The sequence below is a fragment of the Allobosea sp. Root483D1 genome, assembly GCF_001429505.1.
GTDB lineage: Bacteria > Pseudomonadota > Alphaproteobacteria > Rhizobiales > Beijerinckiaceae > Allobosea.
Genome location: NZ_LMJW01000023.1, coordinates 409,800 through 428,013, shown reverse-complemented (window position 1 = coordinate 428,013; position 18,214 = coordinate 409,800). Strand labels below are relative to the sequence as shown.

17 protein-coding genes and 1 pseudogene are annotated in these 18,214 nt (G+C 64.6%); 15 read left to right on the top strand and 3 right to left on the bottom strand.

Features of this window, described 5'->3' with window-relative positions:
* The first annotated feature begins 9 nt into the window (after nt 1-9).
* Complete coding sequence (locus ASE66_RS32430) at nt 10-231, top strand: hypothetical protein (RefSeq protein ID WP_156412432.1); 222 nt, start codon at nt 10-12, stop codon at nt 229-231.
* A gap of 55 nt (nt 232-286) precedes the next feature.
* Here the strand turns inward: ASE66_RS32430 and ASE66_RS33805 are convergent, their stop codons facing one another.
* Nucleotides 287-421: a hypothetical protein gene (locus ASE66_RS33805; protein ID WP_274532983.1), complete on the bottom strand. Its 135-nt coding sequence runs from the start codon at nt 419-421 to the stop codon at nt 287-289.
* Nucleotides 422-475: 54 nt separating this feature from the next.
* Between ASE66_RS33805 and ASE66_RS31080 the strand changes: the two genes are divergently transcribed.
* The 4 genes from ASE66_RS31080 (at nt 476) to ASE66_RS31065 (ending at nt 4,027) form a co-directional block, all read left to right on the top strand.
* Nucleotides 476-1,513 (top strand): HAD family hydrolase, encoded by a 1,038-nt coding sequence (locus tag ASE66_RS31080; RefSeq protein ID WP_057193820.1) that lies wholly within the window; start codon nt 476-478, stop codon nt 1,511-1,513.
* Nucleotides 1,514-1,603: 90 nt separating this feature from the next.
* On the top strand, nt 1,604-1,900 hold the full coding sequence (locus ASE66_RS31075) for a hypothetical protein (protein WP_413814307.1): 297 nt from the start codon (nt 1,604-1,606) through the stop codon (nt 1,898-1,900).
* 47 nt (nt 1,901-1,947) lie between these two features.
* Nucleotides 1,948-3,147 carry an alpha/beta hydrolase gene (locus tag ASE66_RS31070; protein ID WP_057193818.1) on the top strand — a complete coding sequence of 400 codons (1,200 nt, stop codon included), beginning with the start codon at nt 1,948-1,950 and terminating at the stop codon, nt 3,145-3,147.
* A gap of 127 nt (nt 3,148-3,274) precedes the next feature.
* Nucleotides 3,275-4,027, top strand: coding sequence for a hypothetical protein (locus tag ASE66_RS31065; RefSeq protein WP_057193817.1), 753 nt, complete (start codon nt 3,275-3,277; stop codon nt 4,025-4,027).
* A gap of 948 nt (nt 4,028-4,975) precedes the next feature.
* Here ASE66_RS31065 and ASE66_RS32425 read toward each other — a convergent pair.
* Nucleotides 4,976-5,188 carry a hypothetical protein gene (locus ASE66_RS32425; RefSeq protein ID WP_156412431.1) on the bottom strand — a complete coding sequence of 71 codons (213 nt, stop codon included), beginning with the start codon at nt 5,186-5,188 and terminating at the stop codon, nt 4,976-4,978.
* A 451-nt stretch (nt 5,189-5,639) separates the two neighbouring features.
* On the opposite strand from ASE66_RS32425, the gene ASE66_RS31055 reads away from it, so the two are divergent.
* Nucleotides 5,640-5,831, top strand: a complete 192-nt coding sequence (locus tag ASE66_RS31055) for a hypothetical protein (protein ID WP_057193815.1) — start codon at nt 5,640-5,642, stop codon at nt 5,829-5,831.
* 187 nt (nt 5,832-6,018) lie between these two features.
* On the opposite strand, the pseudogene ASE66_RS32420 reads toward ASE66_RS31055, so the two are convergent.
* Nucleotides 6,019-6,120 (bottom strand): annotated as a pseudogene (locus tag ASE66_RS32420) (IS5/IS1182 family transposase); the annotation flags it as partial.
* 433 nt (nt 6,121-6,553) lie between these two features.
* On the opposite strand from ASE66_RS32420, the gene ASE66_RS31045 reads away from it, so the two are divergent.
* From ASE66_RS31045 to ASE66_RS31005, 9 genes are read left to right on the top strand one after another with little or no spacing between them, the layout of a single operon-like run.
* Nucleotides 6,554-8,122 (top strand): ABC transporter substrate-binding protein, encoded by a 1,569-nt coding sequence (locus ASE66_RS31045; RefSeq protein WP_057193813.1) that lies wholly within the window; start codon nt 6,554-6,556, stop codon nt 8,120-8,122.
* Nucleotides 8,123-8,132: 10 nt separating this feature from the next.
* On the top strand, nt 8,133-9,068 hold the full coding sequence (locus ASE66_RS31040) for an ABC transporter permease (protein WP_057193812.1): 936 nt from the start codon (nt 8,133-8,135) through the stop codon (nt 9,066-9,068).
* On the top strand, nt 9,061-10,026 hold the full coding sequence (locus ASE66_RS31035) for an ABC transporter permease (RefSeq protein ID WP_057193811.1): 966 nt from the start codon (nt 9,061-9,063) through the stop codon (nt 10,024-10,026). The genes ASE66_RS31040 and ASE66_RS31035 overlap by 8 nt, the downstream gene beginning before the upstream one ends.
* On the top strand, nt 10,023-10,976 hold the full coding sequence (locus tag ASE66_RS31030; protein WP_274532982.1) for an ABC transporter ATP-binding protein: 954 nt from the start codon (nt 10,023-10,025) through the stop codon (nt 10,974-10,976). The genes ASE66_RS31035 and ASE66_RS31030 overlap by 4 nt, the downstream gene beginning before the upstream one ends.
* Nucleotides 10,973-11,962, top strand: coding sequence for an ABC transporter ATP-binding protein (locus ASE66_RS31025; RefSeq protein WP_082613894.1), 990 nt, complete (start codon nt 10,973-10,975; stop codon nt 11,960-11,962). The genes ASE66_RS31030 and ASE66_RS31025 overlap by 4 nt, the downstream gene beginning before the upstream one ends.
* The gene (locus ASE66_RS31020; RefSeq protein ID WP_057193809.1) at nt 11,959-14,067 is read left to right on the top strand and encodes a hydantoinase/oxoprolinase family protein; all 2,109 of its coding nucleotides are present in this window, start codon (nt 11,959-11,961) and stop codon (nt 14,065-14,067) included. Before ASE66_RS31025 ends, ASE66_RS31020 begins: the two co-directional genes overlap by 4 nt.
* A 4-nt stretch (nt 14,068-14,071) precedes the next feature.
* Nucleotides 14,072-15,916, top strand: a complete 1,845-nt coding sequence (locus ASE66_RS31015) for a hydantoinase B/oxoprolinase family protein (RefSeq protein ID WP_057193808.1) — start codon at nt 14,072-14,074, stop codon at nt 15,914-15,916.
* The gene (alr, locus tag ASE66_RS31010; RefSeq protein ID WP_082613893.1) at nt 15,913-17,124 is read left to right on the top strand and encodes an alanine racemase; all 1,212 of its coding nucleotides are present in this window, start codon (nt 15,913-15,915) and stop codon (nt 17,122-17,124) included. Before ASE66_RS31015 ends, alr begins: the two co-directional genes overlap by 4 nt.
* Nucleotides 17,117-18,193, top strand: a complete 1,077-nt coding sequence (locus tag ASE66_RS31005) for a LacI family DNA-binding transcriptional regulator (RefSeq protein ID WP_057193806.1) — start codon at nt 17,117-17,119, stop codon at nt 18,191-18,193. The genes alr and ASE66_RS31005 overlap by 8 nt, the downstream gene beginning before the upstream one ends.
* The last annotated feature ends 21 nt before the right edge of the window (nt 18,194-18,214 follow it).

Below are 18,214 nucleotides of genomic sequence, written 5' to 3'. Positions count from 1 at the left end.
CATGGAGCTATGAACACATTCGTCGTAGCCGGACTCGCTGCCTCGCTCGGACTGACCCTGTCAGCCTGCCAGACACCGCAAGCCAGACAGGCGCAACTTGCCACGATCTGTGCTGATCCGGCCAACCGGCAGCCCAATACTTTCTACTGGTCAGAATGCCAGTCGCTTTACCCGTCCACGGACCGGCAGCTGCAAAAGGACTATGCGCTCGGTGCCCCGACCGGCGACTGAGCCTCTCCCGCTACCGGTCGCTGAGCGCGTAATCGCTGGCCTAGAATATCGCTACTCACAGGTCGAGGAAAATACCTACACCTACCCGGTCGGCGTCGGCGGGCTCGGGATGGTCGGGTTCAAGCAGCAACTGAGCACCAATCAGGTCGTCGGGCAGTTGCTCTACAAATTCTGATTCTGCAAGGCGCATAGCAGCGCCACCTGAGCGACCTTCTTGGCCCAAGGACATCGGAGCGAGGCAACCATGAAGCCAATCAGCACCTCGGGCGATCTCAGCCGACGCGTCCTGCTCAACACGCTGGCCGCTCTGCCGACTCTCTTGGTACCCCTATCTCTCATATCTTCGTCGGCTTACGCCCAGACCGACCCGCTGCCATCCTGGAATGATGGTCCGGCCAAGACTTCGATCACCCGTTTCGTCGCGCGCGTCACCGCTCAAGGGGAACCGGATTACGTGGCGCCGGCAGAGCGCATCGCGGTGTTCGACAACGACGGGACCCTGTGGTCCGAGCAGCCGATGTATGTCCAGCTCGCGTTCATACTTGACCGCGTTAAAGCGCTTGCCCCGCAGAACCCGAGCTGGAAAACAAAACAGCCCTTCAAGGCCGTGCTCGACGGCGACATGCGGGCGCTGGCTGCCTCGGGCGAGCAGGGCTTGATGCAGCTCATCGCAACCACCCACGGGGGGATGACGTCAGACGAATTTGCCAAGATCGCGACCGACTGGCTTGCCACGGCTCGCCACCCGCGTTTCAAGCGCCCTTATACCGAGCTGGTCTATCAGCCGATGCTGGAGCTGCTCGCCTACCTCCGGGCCAGTGGCTTCAAGACCTTTATTGCCTCCGGCGGCGGCGTCGAGTTCATGCGACCCTGGACCGAAAGGGTCTACGGCATCCCACCAGAGCAGATCCTCGGCTCCTCCATCAAAACCAAATTTGAAATGCGGGACGGCAGGCCCAGCATCGTTCGTCTGCAGCAGATCAACTTCATCGACGACAAAGCCGGCAAGCCCATTGGCATCAATCAGCAGATCGGGCGCCGGCCGATCGCCGCCTTCGGCAATTCAGATGGTGATCTCGAAATGCTGCAATGGACGACGATGTCGGGTGGGGTGCGCTTCGGTCTCATCGTTCAGCACACCGATGCCGAACGTGAGTTCGCCTATGACCGTCAGGCCCATTTCGGCAAGCTCGACAAGGCGCTCGACGCCGCGGCGGTGAATAAGTGGACGGTGGTCGACATGAAGAGAGATTGGAAGAAGGTCTTTCCGTTCCAGGAATAGGGGCGGGAGTTCCGCGCCATAAGCGGCGGGCATGGCTCGATCGCTGGACGACAGGCGCTCAGCCTGACGCGTGTGAGTATGGAGGGGATCATGCCACGATTGTCGCAATCGTCGCGCAGCGTCATGGGCGCACTCGCGATCGGCTTTTCCCTCATTGTGCAGCCGCTAGGTGTCTCCTCGGTGCAGGCACAACAACCGAAGCCGAACGTTCTCTTCATACTTGCCGACAATATGGGTTACGGCGACATCGGGGTTTACGGCGGCGGCGAGTTGCGCGGCGCGCCGACACCGCGCATCGATCGCTTCGCCGCCGAGGGTTTGCGGCTGACGCAATTTTCCGAGATGCGCATTCGTCAACGGCGTGCGCGTTTGCCGATGACATCGTGAGGGCGGAGGTGAACCTGATCACACGGTGGGCCCTTGTCGCTGTCGCCATGGCTGGATTGGCAGCCTGCGCAGGTCGGCCTACTGGCGTGCTCGCACCGGTCGCCGCGGCAGCGCCGGACGCCACGCGCATCGACATGCTGGTCGCGACCACGCGGCTGAAATCGGCTGATGCCGGCATTATGTTCGGCGGAGAGCGTGGCCCTGCGCCTGCATTTGCTGAAATGCAGATCTCTATTCCGGCTGACGCGAGGCGCAAGGTCGGCGAGGTGCAATGGCCCGCGAGTCTACCCGGCAACCCCACGACCGAATTCGTCACGCTGATCGCAACCGAGCTGACAGTTGAGAAGGCTCGCGCACGCCTGCACGAACGGACCGCCAAGACGCCGCATCGTCGGGTCCTGCTGTTCGTGCACGGCTTCAATAATCGCTTCGACGACGCGGTCTATCGCTTTGCCCAGATCGTCCGCGATTCTGGCGTGAAGGCCGTGCCCGTTTTGTTTTCCTGGCCATCACGCGGCAGCCTCTGGGCCTATGGCTACGACCGCGAGAGCACGAACTATTCACGAGACGCCTTGGAAGAGTTGCTTCAAGCTCTCGCCAAGGACCCGGCCGTCGGCGAAATCTCCATCTTGGCGCATTCAATGGGCAATTGGCTGGCGCTTGAAGCCCTGCGGCAGATGTCGATCCGCAACGGCCGCGTCAGCCACAAGATAAAGGCCATCATGCTCGCGGCACCGGACGTCGACGTGAACGTCTTCCGAAGCCAGATCGCGGCGACCTCACGTGCTGGTGGGCCCCATGTGACCCTGTTCGTGTCGCAGGATGACCGCGCGCTCGCGGTCTCGCGGCGGGTCTGGGGCGACGTCGCGCGGCTTGGCGCCATCGATCCGACGAGCGAGCCCTACAAGACGGATCTGGCGGCTGATCGGATCAGTGTCATCGATCTGACGAAGCTGAACGCCGGCGACAGCCTTCATCATGGCAAGTTCGCCGCGAGCCCGGAGGTCGTCCGAATGATCGGGGCGCGCCTGGCAAGCGGCCAAGCCATGTCCGACCCGCGTGTCGGGCTGGGCGAGCACATCGGCGGCGCCGCGACGGGCGTGGCCGCAACCGTTGGATCGGCTGCCGGCCTCGTCCTGTCCGCGCCGATCATGATCGTGGATCCGCACACGCGGGAGAACTTTGGCCACCATCTTCGGCAGGTGGGCGCAGGCGCCGCCGATTTGGCCGGCGCGGCCGCGCATTGAAGCGGGAGCCGTCGAGAATGACAGATTATCAAAATGCGACCGGTGAGTGCCGCGCAACTCTCGTCGGCATGCGGTTTGACAATCAAACAGATTATCGCGCGGAACATGCAATCATCAGGCGTCGGCCATGAGCTCTTTCGCAATCGGCGGCACGGCGTTCCTTTGCGTATTCGGAGCTGCTTTGACGGGGATGTTCTTGCGGTCGCGTCTGCCGGGGCACCATTTAAGTCCCGAGTCCAAAGACGCTATTAAGCTTGCCACGGCTGTCGTCGGCACGCTTTCGGCGCTCGCACTTGGCCTCCTGGTTGCCTCAGCAAAGAAATCCTTCGACGACGCCGGCACGGAATCGAGGGCTTTAGCGGGACGAGTTGTTCTGCTCGATCGGGTCATGGCTCATTATGGCCCAGAGACCACGGTGATGCGCGGGACGCTGCGCAAGCTCATCGAAGTAAGACTGAGCGAGGCCGGCGGCAACGACAGCGGCGAACGGGCGCTTGACAACGGCCTGAGTGTGGAGCCGGTGCAAGATGAACTGCGAAGCCTGTCGCCGCAAAGTGACGCCCAGCGCGGGCTTCAGTCGCGAGCCCTTCAGATCAGCGGCCAAATCGCGGAAGCACGGTGGTTGCGAACTGAAACCGAAGCGGGAGGATTTCCTGGCGCGTTCCTTGCGATTCTTGTGTTCTGGCTTGCTCTGCTCTTCGCGTCCTTCGGACTATTGGCGCCAGGCAATGCAACAGTCGTTGGAACACTGTTCGTTTGTGCGCTCTCGGTTACGGGAGCGTTGGTGCTGATCATCGATATGGACCACCCCCATCTTGGCTTTATCCGAGTTTCAGACACACCACTAAGGCTGGCTCTGGAACGCCTTGGGCAGCGGTGACTACTAGGGAAAAAGCATGACGTTCAGCCCTTGACGCTTGATCCGCAAAGCAATGCCGAGGCTAAAAGAGCTCATCAATGTCGCGTTCGATCTCAGAGGAGAGCGCGCGGTACTCTTCCGCACGCGCCCGAGCTTCTGGCGAACTCGATTTCGCCCAGTAGTCAGCTGCCTCGCAAGCGGTCTCGTACGCTTCGGATAGTTCGAGGAATCGCGTATCCTGGCCGCATCTGGCTCTGAGTTCCGTCCGACGCTGCGGCCAGCGGAGCATGAGTCGGGCTAGTCCGCGCCTCTGCGCCTGGTTCATTTACAATCTCTTGCCGCCGGGGTGGCGCACGAAGTCAAGTGTCGGAAGTCGACATGAACCAGAGCCGAACGATTTGGAGCAGGCGGGTGGCAGCGCTCTAAGGAGGCCTTCGGAATCTCAGCTGTGGGTCGGCTTCGGTCATCCTGCCGCCGCGGTCTCAAGGTCCGCTTTCAGCCAAAGAACCAGAGTCCGGTTGTGGCGTAGCGCGAATATGCAGCCAACCCTCTGGGGTCGAGCGTTTCAAATCGGCGACGAAACGCCTTTTCGGCCAATATTTATTTCGATTCTGTCGGGTTAGGCGCGATGTATATCGCAAATGGTCTCTGCGTATCGGTCGATAACGAATTCACTGCGAAGCAGTACGCGACGCTAGAACTGGACCTTGCCTTTATCCCATTTCTCCCAGGGGCCACTTATCGATATGTCGTATTCTCAAGACATGAGAATGAGAAGGCACTGAAGTATCTGAATATTGTTAGAGATAGCTTCAGGAGAGAATATTTCTGAATTCGCTATGATTGGGGCGTAGATTCACCGAATATCCCACGGACGCAACGCCTTAGACTGCCTCAGCCTCTCCGCAGGAACTTCAGGCCTTTCGGCGTCAGATAGCGATCGGCCTGGGCAGCTCAAAGCGATCCCGATCAGATGTTTCGATGCGGCAGCGTCTTTCCAACCGCAGGAGAAAGGTCGTACGTCGATACGCCCCACTGCTCCGCCGGTCCCGCAAGGCTGATTTCGACATCGCCTGACCGTCCGAGCAGAACCACCTCGTCGCCGACTTCAGCGTCTAGGATGTCCGGCAAGGCGGTCGAAAACCTCGTACGCGCTGCGCCCGAACCGCGGCGCGTCGACATCTGCCCCTTCGCCGCGGCGAGCGGTTACAGCGCCTGCAGTGCCGCGCTCGGTGAGCGGCTGCTGCTTGCGCTCGATGCCGAGTCCCGCTCGGACGATCGCGTTTTGCGCGCGCGGCCTTTGGAGATCCGCAGGCCCGCCCGGGCAATGCGCAGCCGTTGGCACCGAGGTAACGACTCGCGGCCGCTTAGCCAGAGATCGTGAGGGCCAGAGCTGGATGGAGCTCGAATTCCGCCGCGGCGATGCCGTGCTGGCGACAACGGGGCGTAACCGCATTCCGGTCGAGAGGCTGGACTGTGACCCGGCTGTCCGGCCCTTCCTCGAACACGTCGCCGCCACGGCCGGCTCGGACAGGGCGCTCCTCGCCTTGCTGCCAGCGGCCTCGCCCTTCGCGAGGGAAGGCGGCTCGATATCCGCATCGAGGGCAAGGCCGGGACGCGGCTCTCCTGCTGGGTGCTGGCACCGGACGGCACCGCCTCCGTGGTGCTGCCGGTCCGGGGCGAGGAGGGCCGGAGCGTGCTGCGCGCCGGCGGCCAGTCCTATCCTTACGATTTCGGGCTGAACGACATCGTGCTCGACGCTGCCTTCGAGAACCTGTCCGCCTGCTTCGGAACGGATGCCGAGCTGCCGGGGGCGCTGCGTTAGCGCTGGCCCAAGGCTGCTCCGAGCATAGGCAAGGATGCGGCGACGCTGCAGCCGAACGAGGTCCTAGACCTGATGGAGAGGCTGCGGGCCGTGCCGGGCGTGGTCGAAGCCACGGCGCCGCTCGTCGTACGCTAGCAAGGCGAGCGGATGGCCCGCACGGCCGACGGCTTAGTCCGTTTGAGAATGCTCACGGATGGACGATACGCCGAAGCATGAGGCTTCCGAGGGCGACGTGGATCATGGCTTCGGAGACGTCGAGGCGCTGTTCGTAGTCGCGGACGAGGCGCTTCAAGACGGCAACCTTTGCACACAGCAAAGTTCACGCGTTGACCCGCCGTCAAGGTCCGCGGGAGCTGGAGCTGGTCCCGCGCGTAGGGACGACCCCGCTGAATGTCCGGTTCGCGACCACAGGCCGATGTCCGGACGTGGCGCGATGCAGATTCGAACGTTGCTGACTTAGGCTTCCAGTCCGTCCCTGCTCGGCGCCCACAAAATTTGCCGTATCGCGGACTGAGGGTTGGGTTGGCCTTTCCTCTCATCGCGGTTGGCCTCGGATGACCCCGTTTTCTCGCGTCCGGTCTGAGGCTACCCACTGCATGGCGAACTTTGGTTCATCGCGGCTGGCCGCCAGCTAAAATCGGTGACCCGGACCACTTGACAACGAAATCACATGGTGAAACGTTTCCAGAGACAAAGGAAACGTTTCCACAAGGGAGATCGCCATGGCTTCTGCCTCTCTCAATCGTCGTGTTTTTCTCCAGGCTGGAGCAGTCACCATCGGAGGGCTCGGTCATTCGGTCGCGGCGCGAGCGGCCGATGAGCGCTCCCTGGTCGTAGCGATCCCGTCGAACCCCTCAACCTTCGACCCGATCAACCAGGGCAATCACGATGCCATGGTGGTCAATCAGTTGATTTTCGAGAACCTGATCGAGATCGATGGCGAAGGTCACCGTCGGCCCATGCTCGCCAAGGCAATGCCGACGATCTCCGCCGACCGGACCGAATATGTCTTCGAGCTACGCGACGACGTCACCTTCCAGAACGGCCAGCCGTTCTCTGCCGAGGACGTGAAGTACAGCTACGACTATATGCTCGATCCGGCTCATAAAGCGCTGCGGCGCTCGGTCTGGACGAACATCGAATCCGTCGATGTCCTGGATCGTTACAAGGTACGCTTCAAGCTGAAGACGCCTTTCCGGCCCTTCCTTGACTACATGACCAAGTATATGGGGATATTTCCGGCAGGGAGCCGCGAGAAATACGGTAACGAGGTTTTCCAGCAGAAGCCCGAGGGGCTTGGAACGGGGCCCGGCATCTTCGTCTCGGCGCGTTCCAACGATGTCGTCGAGTTCCGCCGTAATCCGAATTACTGGCGCAAGGACAGTATGGCCTGGGACCGGCTGCGCGTGCGGATCGTCTCCGAGGAGGCTGCCCGGATCGCTGCGCTGCTGTCGAAGTCAGTGCACATCATCGGCGCGCCGCCGGTCCGGGATTATGTCCGCCTGCGGCAGGCCAAGGCGCAGGGCATCACCGGGGGCAGCCGCCCGGCGCTCGGCAGCCTGATGCTGATGATCCACAACACCCGCAAGCCGCCGTTCGACGACCCCAATTTCCGCAAGGCGGTCTCGCTGGCGACCGATCGCAAGACCATCGCCGAGAAGATCTTCAACGGCCTGGTCGAGCCTTCGGCGGTGCCGGCACCGGCCTCGGCCTGGTGGTACAACGCCAAGGCGGCCGAAGGGCTGGCTTTCAATCTCGACCAGGCAAAGGCCTATCTCGCCAAATCCCGCTACGCCTCCGGCGCCGAGTTCGAGCTGCTCTATTCCTCGCAAGGCTATCTGCTGGATGTCGGCGATGCGGCCTTGTTCATCCAGGCCTCGCTGGCGCGGCTGGGGATCAAGGTGAAGCTCCAGCCGCTCGAGACCGGTCAGCTCATCGAGCAGGTCTTTGCCGGCAACCAGACCTCGGTGCTCATGGCGGTGATCGGCCCATCCGACCCGACCTTCATCATCCAGGGCATCTACACGCCGAACCAGGTGATGACGCGCAGCTCCGGCTACAGCAGCGAGCGGCTCAACACCCTCCTGGCCGACAGCTTCCGCGTCGACGACGAGCCATCGCTCGGACCGATCCTCGCCGACATGCAGGCGATCCTGGCAGAGGATTCGCCCTCGACCTGGATCGGCGCGATCCACAGCTTCAACCTCTGGCGGACCAATGTGCAGGGGTTCGAGCCCAATACCGGGATCACGCTTCGCCTGACCGACGTCGCCCCGATCGACGCGCGCTGAGGCAAGGACCATGTGGTTTGCAGGTCGGATAGCCAGCAGCCTTGGGGTGCTCATCGTGGTCAGCGCGGTGCTTTTCGCGCTGACGCGGCTGACCCCGTTGTCGCCGGCGCGGATCGTGCTCGGCGCCGATGCCACGGCCGAGCAGATCCAGGCATTCGAGCATGATCGCGGTCTCGATCGCAGCCTGCCGGCGCAGTATTCGGCCTGGGTTGCGCAGCTTCCCCGGTCAGGGTTCGGGCAGTCCTACATCACCGGCCGCTCCATCGATCTCGAGCTCCTGGAGAGCCTGCCCGTGACGGTTGAGCTGGTGGTGGTCACCTTTCTGCTGACGCTCGCCGGCGCGATTCCGCTCGGCCTCATCGCTGCGCTGACCGAAGACCGCTGGCCGGATCATCTGATCCGCATGCTGTCCCTGATGGCCGTGTCGGTTCCGGGATTCTGGCTTGCCCTGATCCTGGTCCGCATCTTCGCCGTCAAGCTGGGCTGGGTGCCACCTATCGGGATCACGCCGCTCGCCGAGGGCTGGCACGCCCATCTCGCCTCCCTGCTGCTGCCCGCCCTGTCGATCGCTCTCTACTATATCGGTGCGCTGAGCCGCCTGATGCGCGCCGCCGTCATCGAAGTCCTGGGGCAGGACTATGTCCGTACCGCGCATTCGCTCGGCTTGAGCCGGGGCCTGGTGGCCCGCTACGTGATCAAGAATGCGCTGCCGCCCTTCGTCAGCGTCGCCGGCATGTCGTTCGGCTACATGTTCGGCTGGGCGATCATCATCGAGCTGGTCTTCAACATACCCGGCCTATCGCGGGCCCTGCTGACGGCGATCACGCAGCGCGACTACCCGATGATCCAGGCCACCGTCCTGGTCGTCACGGCGATGTTCATCGTCTCGAACCTCGTCGCCGATCTCATCCAGAGGCTGATCAACCCGAGGCTGCGACATGCTTGACGTCGTGCGCTCCACGGAAACCGCGCCCGCGGCCAAGGCTCCCGGAGCCAGGCGTGCACGTCCGCTCTCCGGGCTTGCCAGCCTCATGCGCCGCCTTGCCGGAACCCGGATCGGCCTGGTGGGCCTGGTGATCGTCGGCTTGCTCTGCCTGGCGGCGTTGTCGGCGCCCTGGCTCCCGCTGCACGATCCGCTCGACCTGATGATGGAGCATCGGCTGGAGCCTCCGGGCGCGTCGTTCCTCCTGGGCACGGACGAGATGGGGCGCGACATCTTCGCCAGGCTCGTATGGGGCGCGCGAGGCTCCCTGATGATCGGCGTGCTGACCGTCGCCATCGGGCTCTCGGGCGGCCTCCTGGTCGGAACCCTGTCCGGCTATTACAGCGGGACGCTGGTCGAGAGTGTCCTGCTCGGCCTCATGGACATCTTCGCGGCGATTCCGCTGCTGGTCTGGGCGATTGCGATCGTCGGCATCTTCGGCACCGGGCCGGTGCAACTGGGTCCGCTCCTGCTCCCGAATGAAGCCAAGATCGTCCTGCTCGTCGGGCTACTCTTCATTCCCGGACTGGCGCGCGTCGCCCACGGCCTGGCCCTGGTTGAGGCCAAGGCGGACTATGTCGCGGCGCGGCGCCTGCAGGGCGCCGGGGCGTGGTCGATCATGGCCAGCGACATCCTGCCCAACATCCTCTCGCCGATCTTCGTGCAGGCGAGTGTGCTGATCGGCATCGGCATCATCATCGAGGCGTCGCTGAGCTTCATCGGCCTCGGCGTGCAGCCGCCGACACCGAGCTGGGGCGGGATGCTGGCTGATGCGCGCTCGCTCGCCTTCTCGGACGAATGGTGGGTCGCGACCTGGCCGGGCCTGGCCATCTTCCTGGCCGTGATCGGCTTCAATCTGGTCGGCGATGCGCTCCGCACGGTGCTCGATCCTCGGCGGCGCGACGGAGGGCCGGCGCTATGACCGCTCCCGCACTGTCCCTCACCGACCTCTCGATCGCCTTCGGTCCCGAGATCGCGGCCCGGAAGGTCGTCCACGGAGTGACGCTTCATGTCATGGCCGGCGAGAAGCTGGCGATCGTCGGCGAGTCCGGTTCGGGCAAGAGCGTCACGGCGCTCGCCGTCATGCACCAGCTCGGACGCGCCGGTCGCATCGTGGGCGGCGCGATGCGCCTCGACGGCCAGGACATCACCAGCCTGCCCGAAAGCGCCTGCCGCGAGCTGCGCGGCCGCAAGGTGGCGATGATCTTCCAAGACCCGATGACCGCCCTCAATCCCGCCTTCACAGTCGGGCGACAACTCGTGGACGCCATCCGCAGCCATGACGACCCCGGCCGCAAGGCGGCACAACAGCAAGCCGAAGAACTCCTCGCCAAGGTCGGCATAGACGACCCACGCCGGCGCAGCGGCCAATATCCCCACGAACTCAGCGGCGGCATGCGCCAGCGTGTCCTGATCGCGATGGCCATCGCCTGCCGGCCACGACTGCTGATCGCGGACGAGCCCACGACGGCGCTCGACGTCACCGTTCAGGCACAGGTGGTCGCGCTGTTGCGCGATATCTGCGCCAGCTCCGGGATCGCCCTGCTGTTCATCTCGCATAATCTCGATCTCGTCGCGGAGTTCTGCGACCGGATCGCGGTGATGTATCGCGGCCGGATCGTCGAATCCGGCAGCGCCGAGGCGATCTTCGGCGCGCCGCGCCATCCCTATACACGCCTGCTGCTGGACGCCGTGCCGCGACCCGGCCGTCCCTTGCGAGCGGCTGCCCCGGCCCCCCTGGCCGAGAGCCCAGGGGAGGGCGCCTGCGACTACTTCTCCCGCTGTCGTCTGGCGGACGTGGATTGCCATGTGCGGCCTGCCCTGCGGGGCGCGGGGACGCATTTGAGCGCCTGCTGGCGGAGCCTGACATGACGCACGCACAGGGATCCGCAGCAACACTTCTGGCCACCGTGAGCGCCGGCCGACGTTATCCGCTTGCGCATTCGCCGTTGGCGCGCCTGTTCGACCGGCGCACGACGCCTGCCTTGCTGGGAGCGAGCTTGGAGGTCCAGGCTGGCGATGTCCTCGGGATCGTCGGCGAGAGTGGCAGTGGCAAGTCGACGCTCGCGCGGCTCCTTGTGGGTCTAGACCGCCCGAGCAGTGGCCGTGTTCTGTTCGAGGGGCGCGATCTGTCCTCGTTCACGGCCGCGGACTGGCAGCGTTTCCGAAACCGCGTCCAGTTCGTCTTTCAGGGGGCGCACACGGCGCTGAACCCTCGCAAAACCGTGGCGTGCAGCTTGAGCGAAGCCTTTCCGGCGCAGCCTACGCCCGGCGCGCTCAATGCCTTGCTGGCGCAGGTCAGCCTCGGGCCGGAACTGCTCGACCGGCTGCCGCATCAATTGTCAGGCGGACAGAAGCAGCGGATCGGGATCGCCCGCGCCTTGGCCCGGCAGCCTGAGGTGTTGATCGCTGACGAGCCGACATCGGCTCTCGATGTCTCGGTGCAGAGCGAGATCATAGCGCTGCTTCAACAGCTGCATCGCGAACGGCGGCTGACGCTGGTGATCATCAGCCACGATCTCGGTCTCGTCGGGGCTTTCTGCGACCGCGTGCTGGTCATGTATGCCGGACGCATCGTCGAGACTGGGCCTGCCGCGCAGATTCTGGCGGAACCGACGCACCCCTATACCGAGCGCCTGGTGGCAGCCATTCCGCGGGGGCTCGCCGGCCGCAATCGCCCGGCCGATCCGCCGCTCTCCGAGGCCGCCCGTCATGGCGGCTGTCCTTTCGAACCCCGTTGCAGCAACCGGATTCCGATCTGCGCGCAAGATGAACCGCCCGAGATCCTCCTCGGCGACCGGCTCGTCGCCTGCCACCTCGCGCCATCTCGGGCCATCATCGCGGAGACCAACTCATGACAACGCGCTCGTTTCGCGTGGGCGCCGATATCGGCGGCACGTTCACCGACATCACATTCCTGGAAAACGGGGAAACGGTTCACTCCTTCAAGCACCCGTCGACGCCGGACGACTACAGCCGCGGGATCGTCGACGGCATCCTGGCGCTGCTCGAACGCATCGGCGGCAAGGCGAGCGAAATCGAGGAGGTCGTGCACGCCACGACCGTGGCGACCAACGCCATCCTGGAAGGCAAGGGCGCCAAGACTGCGCTGCTGACGACACGCGGGTTCCGGGACGTCCTCGAGCTCGGCCGGCTGCGCATGCCCGAGCTCTACAACCTCAACTACGAGAAACCGACGCCGCTCGTGCCACGCCACAGGCGCTACGAAATCCCCGAGCGCATCGGTGCGCACGGCGAGGTCGTCTTGCCGCTGGACGAGAAGGCGGTGGCCGAGGTGGCGCGCCGCATCGCTGCCGACGACACGCGCGCAGTCGCGGTGAGTTTCCTGCACGCCTATGCCAGTCCGCAGCACGAGCGGCGGACCTGCGAGATCCTGACCGAGATCCTCGGCCCGGATGTCTTCGTCTGCTGCTCCAGCGATGTCCTGCCGGAGATCCGCGAATACGAGCGAACCAGCACGGTGGTGGTCAACGCCTATCTCGGGCCGGTCGTGCGCTCATATCTGCGGGCGTTGACGACCCGGCTGCGCGAGGCCGGCATTCACGCCCCGCTGCAGGTTATGCAGTCGAGCGGCGGCGTGATGAGCGCGCTGGCGGCGAGCGAGAAGCCGGCTTGCATCATCGAGTCCGGTCCCGCGGCCGGGGTCATCGCGGCGGCTCGCATCGGCGCGGCCGGCAGCTCCAGCGACATCATCACCATCGACATGGGCGGCACCACCGCCAAGGCCGCGATCATCGAGCAGGGCCAGCCCGCACGCACCACGGAGTACGAGGTCGGGGCCGGGATCAACATTTCGAGCAAGCTGGTCAAGGGCGGCGGACATGCTGTGAAGCTGCCGTTCATCGACGTCTCCGAGATCGGGGCCGGCGGCGGTAGCATCATCAGGGTCGATGCCGGCGGCCTGATCCAGGTCGGCCCAGACAGCGCCGGCGCCGTTCCGGGCCCGGCCTGCTATGGCACGGGCGGATCTCGGCCTACGCTGACCGACGCGCTCGTCATGCTGGGCTATATCAATCCGGAATACATCGCCGGCGGCGCCGTACGCCTCGACGCTGAGCGCTCCCGGCGAGCGCTCAGCGAGCAGGTCTGTGCGCCGACCGGCCTAGACCTCCAGGCTGCGGCGCATGGCGTCTACGCCATCGCGGCATCGACGATGATGCGCGCCGTCAAGGCCGTTTCGACCTATCGCGGACGCGACCCGCGCGACTTCACTCTATTTGCATTCGGCGGCAACGGTCCGGCCGTGGCGGCCGAGATTGCGCGCCTCCTCGACATGAAGCGCGTCGTCGTCCCGTCCCATCCCGGTGTCTTCAGCGCGCTCGGGCTGCTCTATTCGACGACTGAGCGCGACCTGATGCAAACCTATTTCTGCGCTCTGGACGACGTCGACTCCGACGATCTCGACATTGCCTACCGCAAGCTCGAGACGAGTATGGTCAACGGCCTGGAGATGGACGGGTTCGCGAAGGAAGACGTCGAGATCGATCGGCTCGCAGACCTGCGTTACGCCGGGCAGGCCTATGAGCTGACGATCGGAGTCGCCCGTCATCCGGACGGCACGATGGACATCGAGGCCACGAGCGAGGCATTCCATCGCGAGCACGAGCTGACCTATGGCCATGCCTCGGCGAACGATCCACTCGAAATCGTCAACATCCGCATCACCGGACGCTCTCATAGCGAGAGTGCCACGGCCTACCGGCCATCGGCCCCTCAGGCGCAGACGGCATCGTCCGGTACGCAACCGGCGCGGATCTGCTGGTTCGGCGCGGAATGGGGCCACTTGCCGACACCGGTCATCACGCGCTGGGACCTCGCGGCCGGCGACCGGGAAAGTCCGCTGATCGTCGAGGAATACGACGCTACCTGCGTCGTGCCGCCCGGCTGGACCGCGGGCTTGGACGAATTGGGCAACCTCGTGCTCACAGCCTCCGAAAGGTAACGCCATGCTTGCCACGAATTCTGTTCCCGATCGGACGCGCTCCGATCCGGTGACACTGGAGATCGTCAAGAACGCCCTTGCTTCGATCGCCGACGAGATGGCGCTCGTGATCCTGCGCAGCGCCTATTCGCCGATCGTCCGGGACTCGATGGATTATTCGACGGCGCTTTGCGACCGGGACGGACTCATCATCGCACAGGGCCTCACCAATCCCGTGCATCTCGGCTCGTTTCCCAGCGTGATGGCAAATATTCTCAAGCGCTTCGGCGGGAAGATGCAGCCGGGCGACGGCTATATCACCAATGACCCCTATGGCGCCGGCGGCATGCATCTGCCGGATGTCTACCTGGTCAAACCGGTCTTCCATGACGGCCAGGTCGAGGGCTTCGTCGCCAGCCTCGTCCATCACACCGACCTCGGTGGCATGGCCCCCGGCAGCATGGCGCTCCATGCGACGGAAATCTTCCAGGAAGGTCTGCGGATTCCGCTGATCAAGGCCATGCATGACGACCGGATGGACGAGAACCTGCTTGCCTTTCTGGAGGTAAATTCGCGCATGCCGGAGCAGGTTCTCGGCGATCTCCGGGCTCAGGTCGCCGCTTGCGCCGCGGCGGAGCGTGGCTTCGGCAAGGTGCTCGCGAAATATGGCGCGATGGCGATGCGCGGCATGCTGGCCGAACTGCACGACTATGCGGAGCGGCTCGTCCGCGATGAAATCCGCGCCATGCCAGACGGCGTCTATGAGGCCGAGGATTTCATCGATGGCCTCGGCGAGGTTGGTGGGCCGATCCGCTTCAAGGTCGCGATCACTGTCGCCGGCGACGAGATCGAGATCGACTGGACTGGAACGAGCGGGGAGGTGCCGGGCGCGATCAACGGGCCCGTCGCGATCACCTATTCGGTCGCCTATGCCGCGTTGCGTTGTGCCGTTCAGGCGGCTGTGCCGAACTTCGAGGGCTATGCCCGCCCGGTCCGGGTCGTGGCGCCGCTCGGCACCATCGTCAATCCGCGTCCGCCGGCTGCCTGCGCTGCGCGCGGCGTCATGGCTTATCGGATGCTCGATGTGCTGTTCAACGCATTCGCCCAGATCGTGCCCGACCGGATGCCGGCTGCCGGCGAGGGAGGCCCTTCCGCCATTTCGTTGAGCGGCGTTCATGATGGCAAGGCCTGGCTGATCACGGACGGAATTCTTGGAAGCTGGGGCGGCCGTGCCACCAAGGACGGCGTCGACGGGATCGCCAACCCCGGCGCCAACCTCTCGAACATGCCCGTGGAGCTGATCGAGGCGCGCTATCCGCTACGGATCGAGAGCTACGGCCTGGTTGCCAATTCAGGAGGTGCGGGGCGGCGCCGCGGCGGCATGGCGATCACGCGCTCGTATCGTATCCTTGGGAAAACTGCTGCCCTCACCGTCCGTTCGGACCGCCGCGCGCATCTGCCGCCGGGGCTGTTCGGCGGGTGCCCGGGGTCGCCGTCTCTCAATATTCTCGATCACGACGGCAAGGCCGAGCTTCTGCCGGTAATGCCGATGCGAACGCTTGCGCTTCACGAGGGCGATCTCTTCACGCATGTCGCTCCCGGCGGCGGAGGCAATGGCGATCCGCTGGAGCGCGATCCGATGCAGGTGGCGGCCGATGTACGTGATGGGCGCTTCACCGAGGTGTTTGCGCGCGACGTCTATGGGGTGGTGATCGACGCGGATGGTCACGCGGATCCCACCGCAACGAAGGCCCGCCGCGAGCGCCTGGCGACCGATCCCTCCGGGCTGGCCGCCGCCCAGCTTCGTCTTTTCATGGCGCGCAATCGCGGCTGGGCGCTGAGCGCGGAATGCGAAGGAGAAGCGGCATGACGGCGCACGCAGCGGTTCCTGATCTCACTTCGAGCCTCGCGCGGACTGATTGCCGGCGGCATGATCGCGCTCGCTTGCTGCGTCCAAGCTGGGCGGAGCTCGATTTCGGCGCACTGAGCCGGAATGTCGCAGCAACGCGCAAACGCGTCGGCCCGGATGTCCGCATCTATTTCGTCTGCAAGGGCGATGGTTTCGGCTTCGGAGCGGCTGCGGTCGCGAAGGCCGCGGAACGGGCGGGCGTCAATGGCTTCTGCGCCGGCAGCCCGGATGAGGTCGTTTCGATCCGCAGCACCGGCACGACGCTCCCGGTCCTGCTGTTCGCCTCCACCATCCCGGCCGACCTGCCGGCTGCCGCGCGGCTCGGTGCCACGGTGACGGTGCAGAGCATCGCCGATGCGGAGGCGGTGATCGCCGCGGGCGAGGCGATCGAGGTCTTCGTCGAGGTCGATTGCGGTCTCGGCCGCTATGGCTTGCGTCGTGAGCAATGGCCCGGCGTGCTGCAGCGCCTTCGTGCCGCTGGTCACGTCACGGTTCGGGGCCTGTATTCGCATTTGAGCACGCCGGACGATCCTGCAACGAGTCAGGATCAGGCCGCACTCTTCCGACAAGCGGCAGCCGATGCTGCCGCGGCCGGACATGCCGACCTCACCCTTATACTGGCATCGAGCCGCGTGGTGTTGGCCTATCCCGACATGCTCTTCAACGCGGTCGATCCCGGGCGGCTGATCTATGGCGGAGGGCTCGACGAGAACTGGATGGAGATCGGTGCCCTCTCGCCTTTGCTCAAGGCCGTGAAGTCCCGGATCATCCAGATCCAGGAGCATCCTCCCGGCACCGTGCTGGGAATCGGCTATGGCGCGCCGATCGCCATCGCACACGGCATGCGCACAGCGGTCGCGCCGATCGGCTTCTGGGACGGGCTGAACCACATCCCGCCGCTGGGCGAAGTCCTGATCCGCGGCCGGCGCTGCCCTGTGCTCGGACGCCGGACCTTCCAGCATTCAGTTATCGATGTGACCGCGCTGGGCGATGTCGTGCTGGGCGACGAGGTCGTCGTCCTCGGCTCCCAGGGAAGCGACGAGATCTCGATCCACGATCTCGCCAGGGCGATCGGCATTCCCGTCATCGAGTTGGTTCCCCGGCTCGCACGGTGCCTGCCGCATGTGTATGTCGGCCAGGCGCAGGAAGAGGGCGGTTCGTGTGAGTGAGGAAAGGACGGGGCAAGCGACCAGCGAGGCCAAGGCTGTCACGATCAAGGATGTCGCCAGCCGGGCAGGTGTCGGCCTCGGTACCGTTTCGCGCGTACTCAACGGAAACGAGAATGTCGCGCCGCAGTTGCGCGACCAGGTCTTCAGAGCCGTTCAGGAGCTCGGCTATCATCCCAATTCGGTCGCGCGATCCATGCGGCTCGGCAAGAGCCACGCCGTCGGCTGCCTCGTCACCGATATCAGGCAGCCGATTGCGGCCGAAATGATCGCCGCGGCGGAGACGACGCTCGGCCGGGCCGGCTACACGCTGATCGTCGCGAGCACCCATTTCGACAATCGCCGAGAGGCCGAGCTTCTGTCGTTGATGCAGAACCGCGTCGTCGACGGCATGCTCCTGACGGTCAATCGCGACAACGACCCGGGCGTCACGCAACTGCTCGCCGCGATCAACATCCCCATGGTGCTGTGGGAACGCAGCCCGGGCGGGGCCTTCGACACCGTTCTGACCGAGCATCGGCACGGCGCCCGTAGTGCGGCCGCACATCTGCTGGAACTTGGGCACCGTGAGATAGCGCTCGTTGCCGGTCACCTCGACACCTGGGTCGGCCGGGAGCAGAAGGCGGGCCTTGATGCCGCGTTCGCACACCGCGGGCTGGAGCAGGCGGCAGGTCTCGTCTTCGAGGTTGGCGCGTTCAAGGCGCGCGAGCTGGAGGCGTTATGCCGCCGGGAACGGCCGATCACGGCCATCATCGCCAATATCGACGAAATTCCTGGCATCCTGCGCTTCTGCGCGAAGCGCGGCCTGGTTCTGCCGCGCGACCTGTCGATCGTTTCGATCGGTGACGCCAGCATTCTGGAGGTCATGACACCTTCGATCACGGCCGTGCGCGGTAATGGCACGAAAGTGGCCCAGCTCGCGGCCAATCTTCTGCTGAAGAAAATGTCCGACAAGCAGCCCGAGATCGCGCCGGAGCGCCTAACTGTCGGGATGCAGCTCAAGATCCGGCGTTCCACCGCACCTTTGAACAAGGGTGACGGGCACGGCTTGGGCAGCCGGGACCGTGCCTGAACTTCGATCGCTCATGATGGG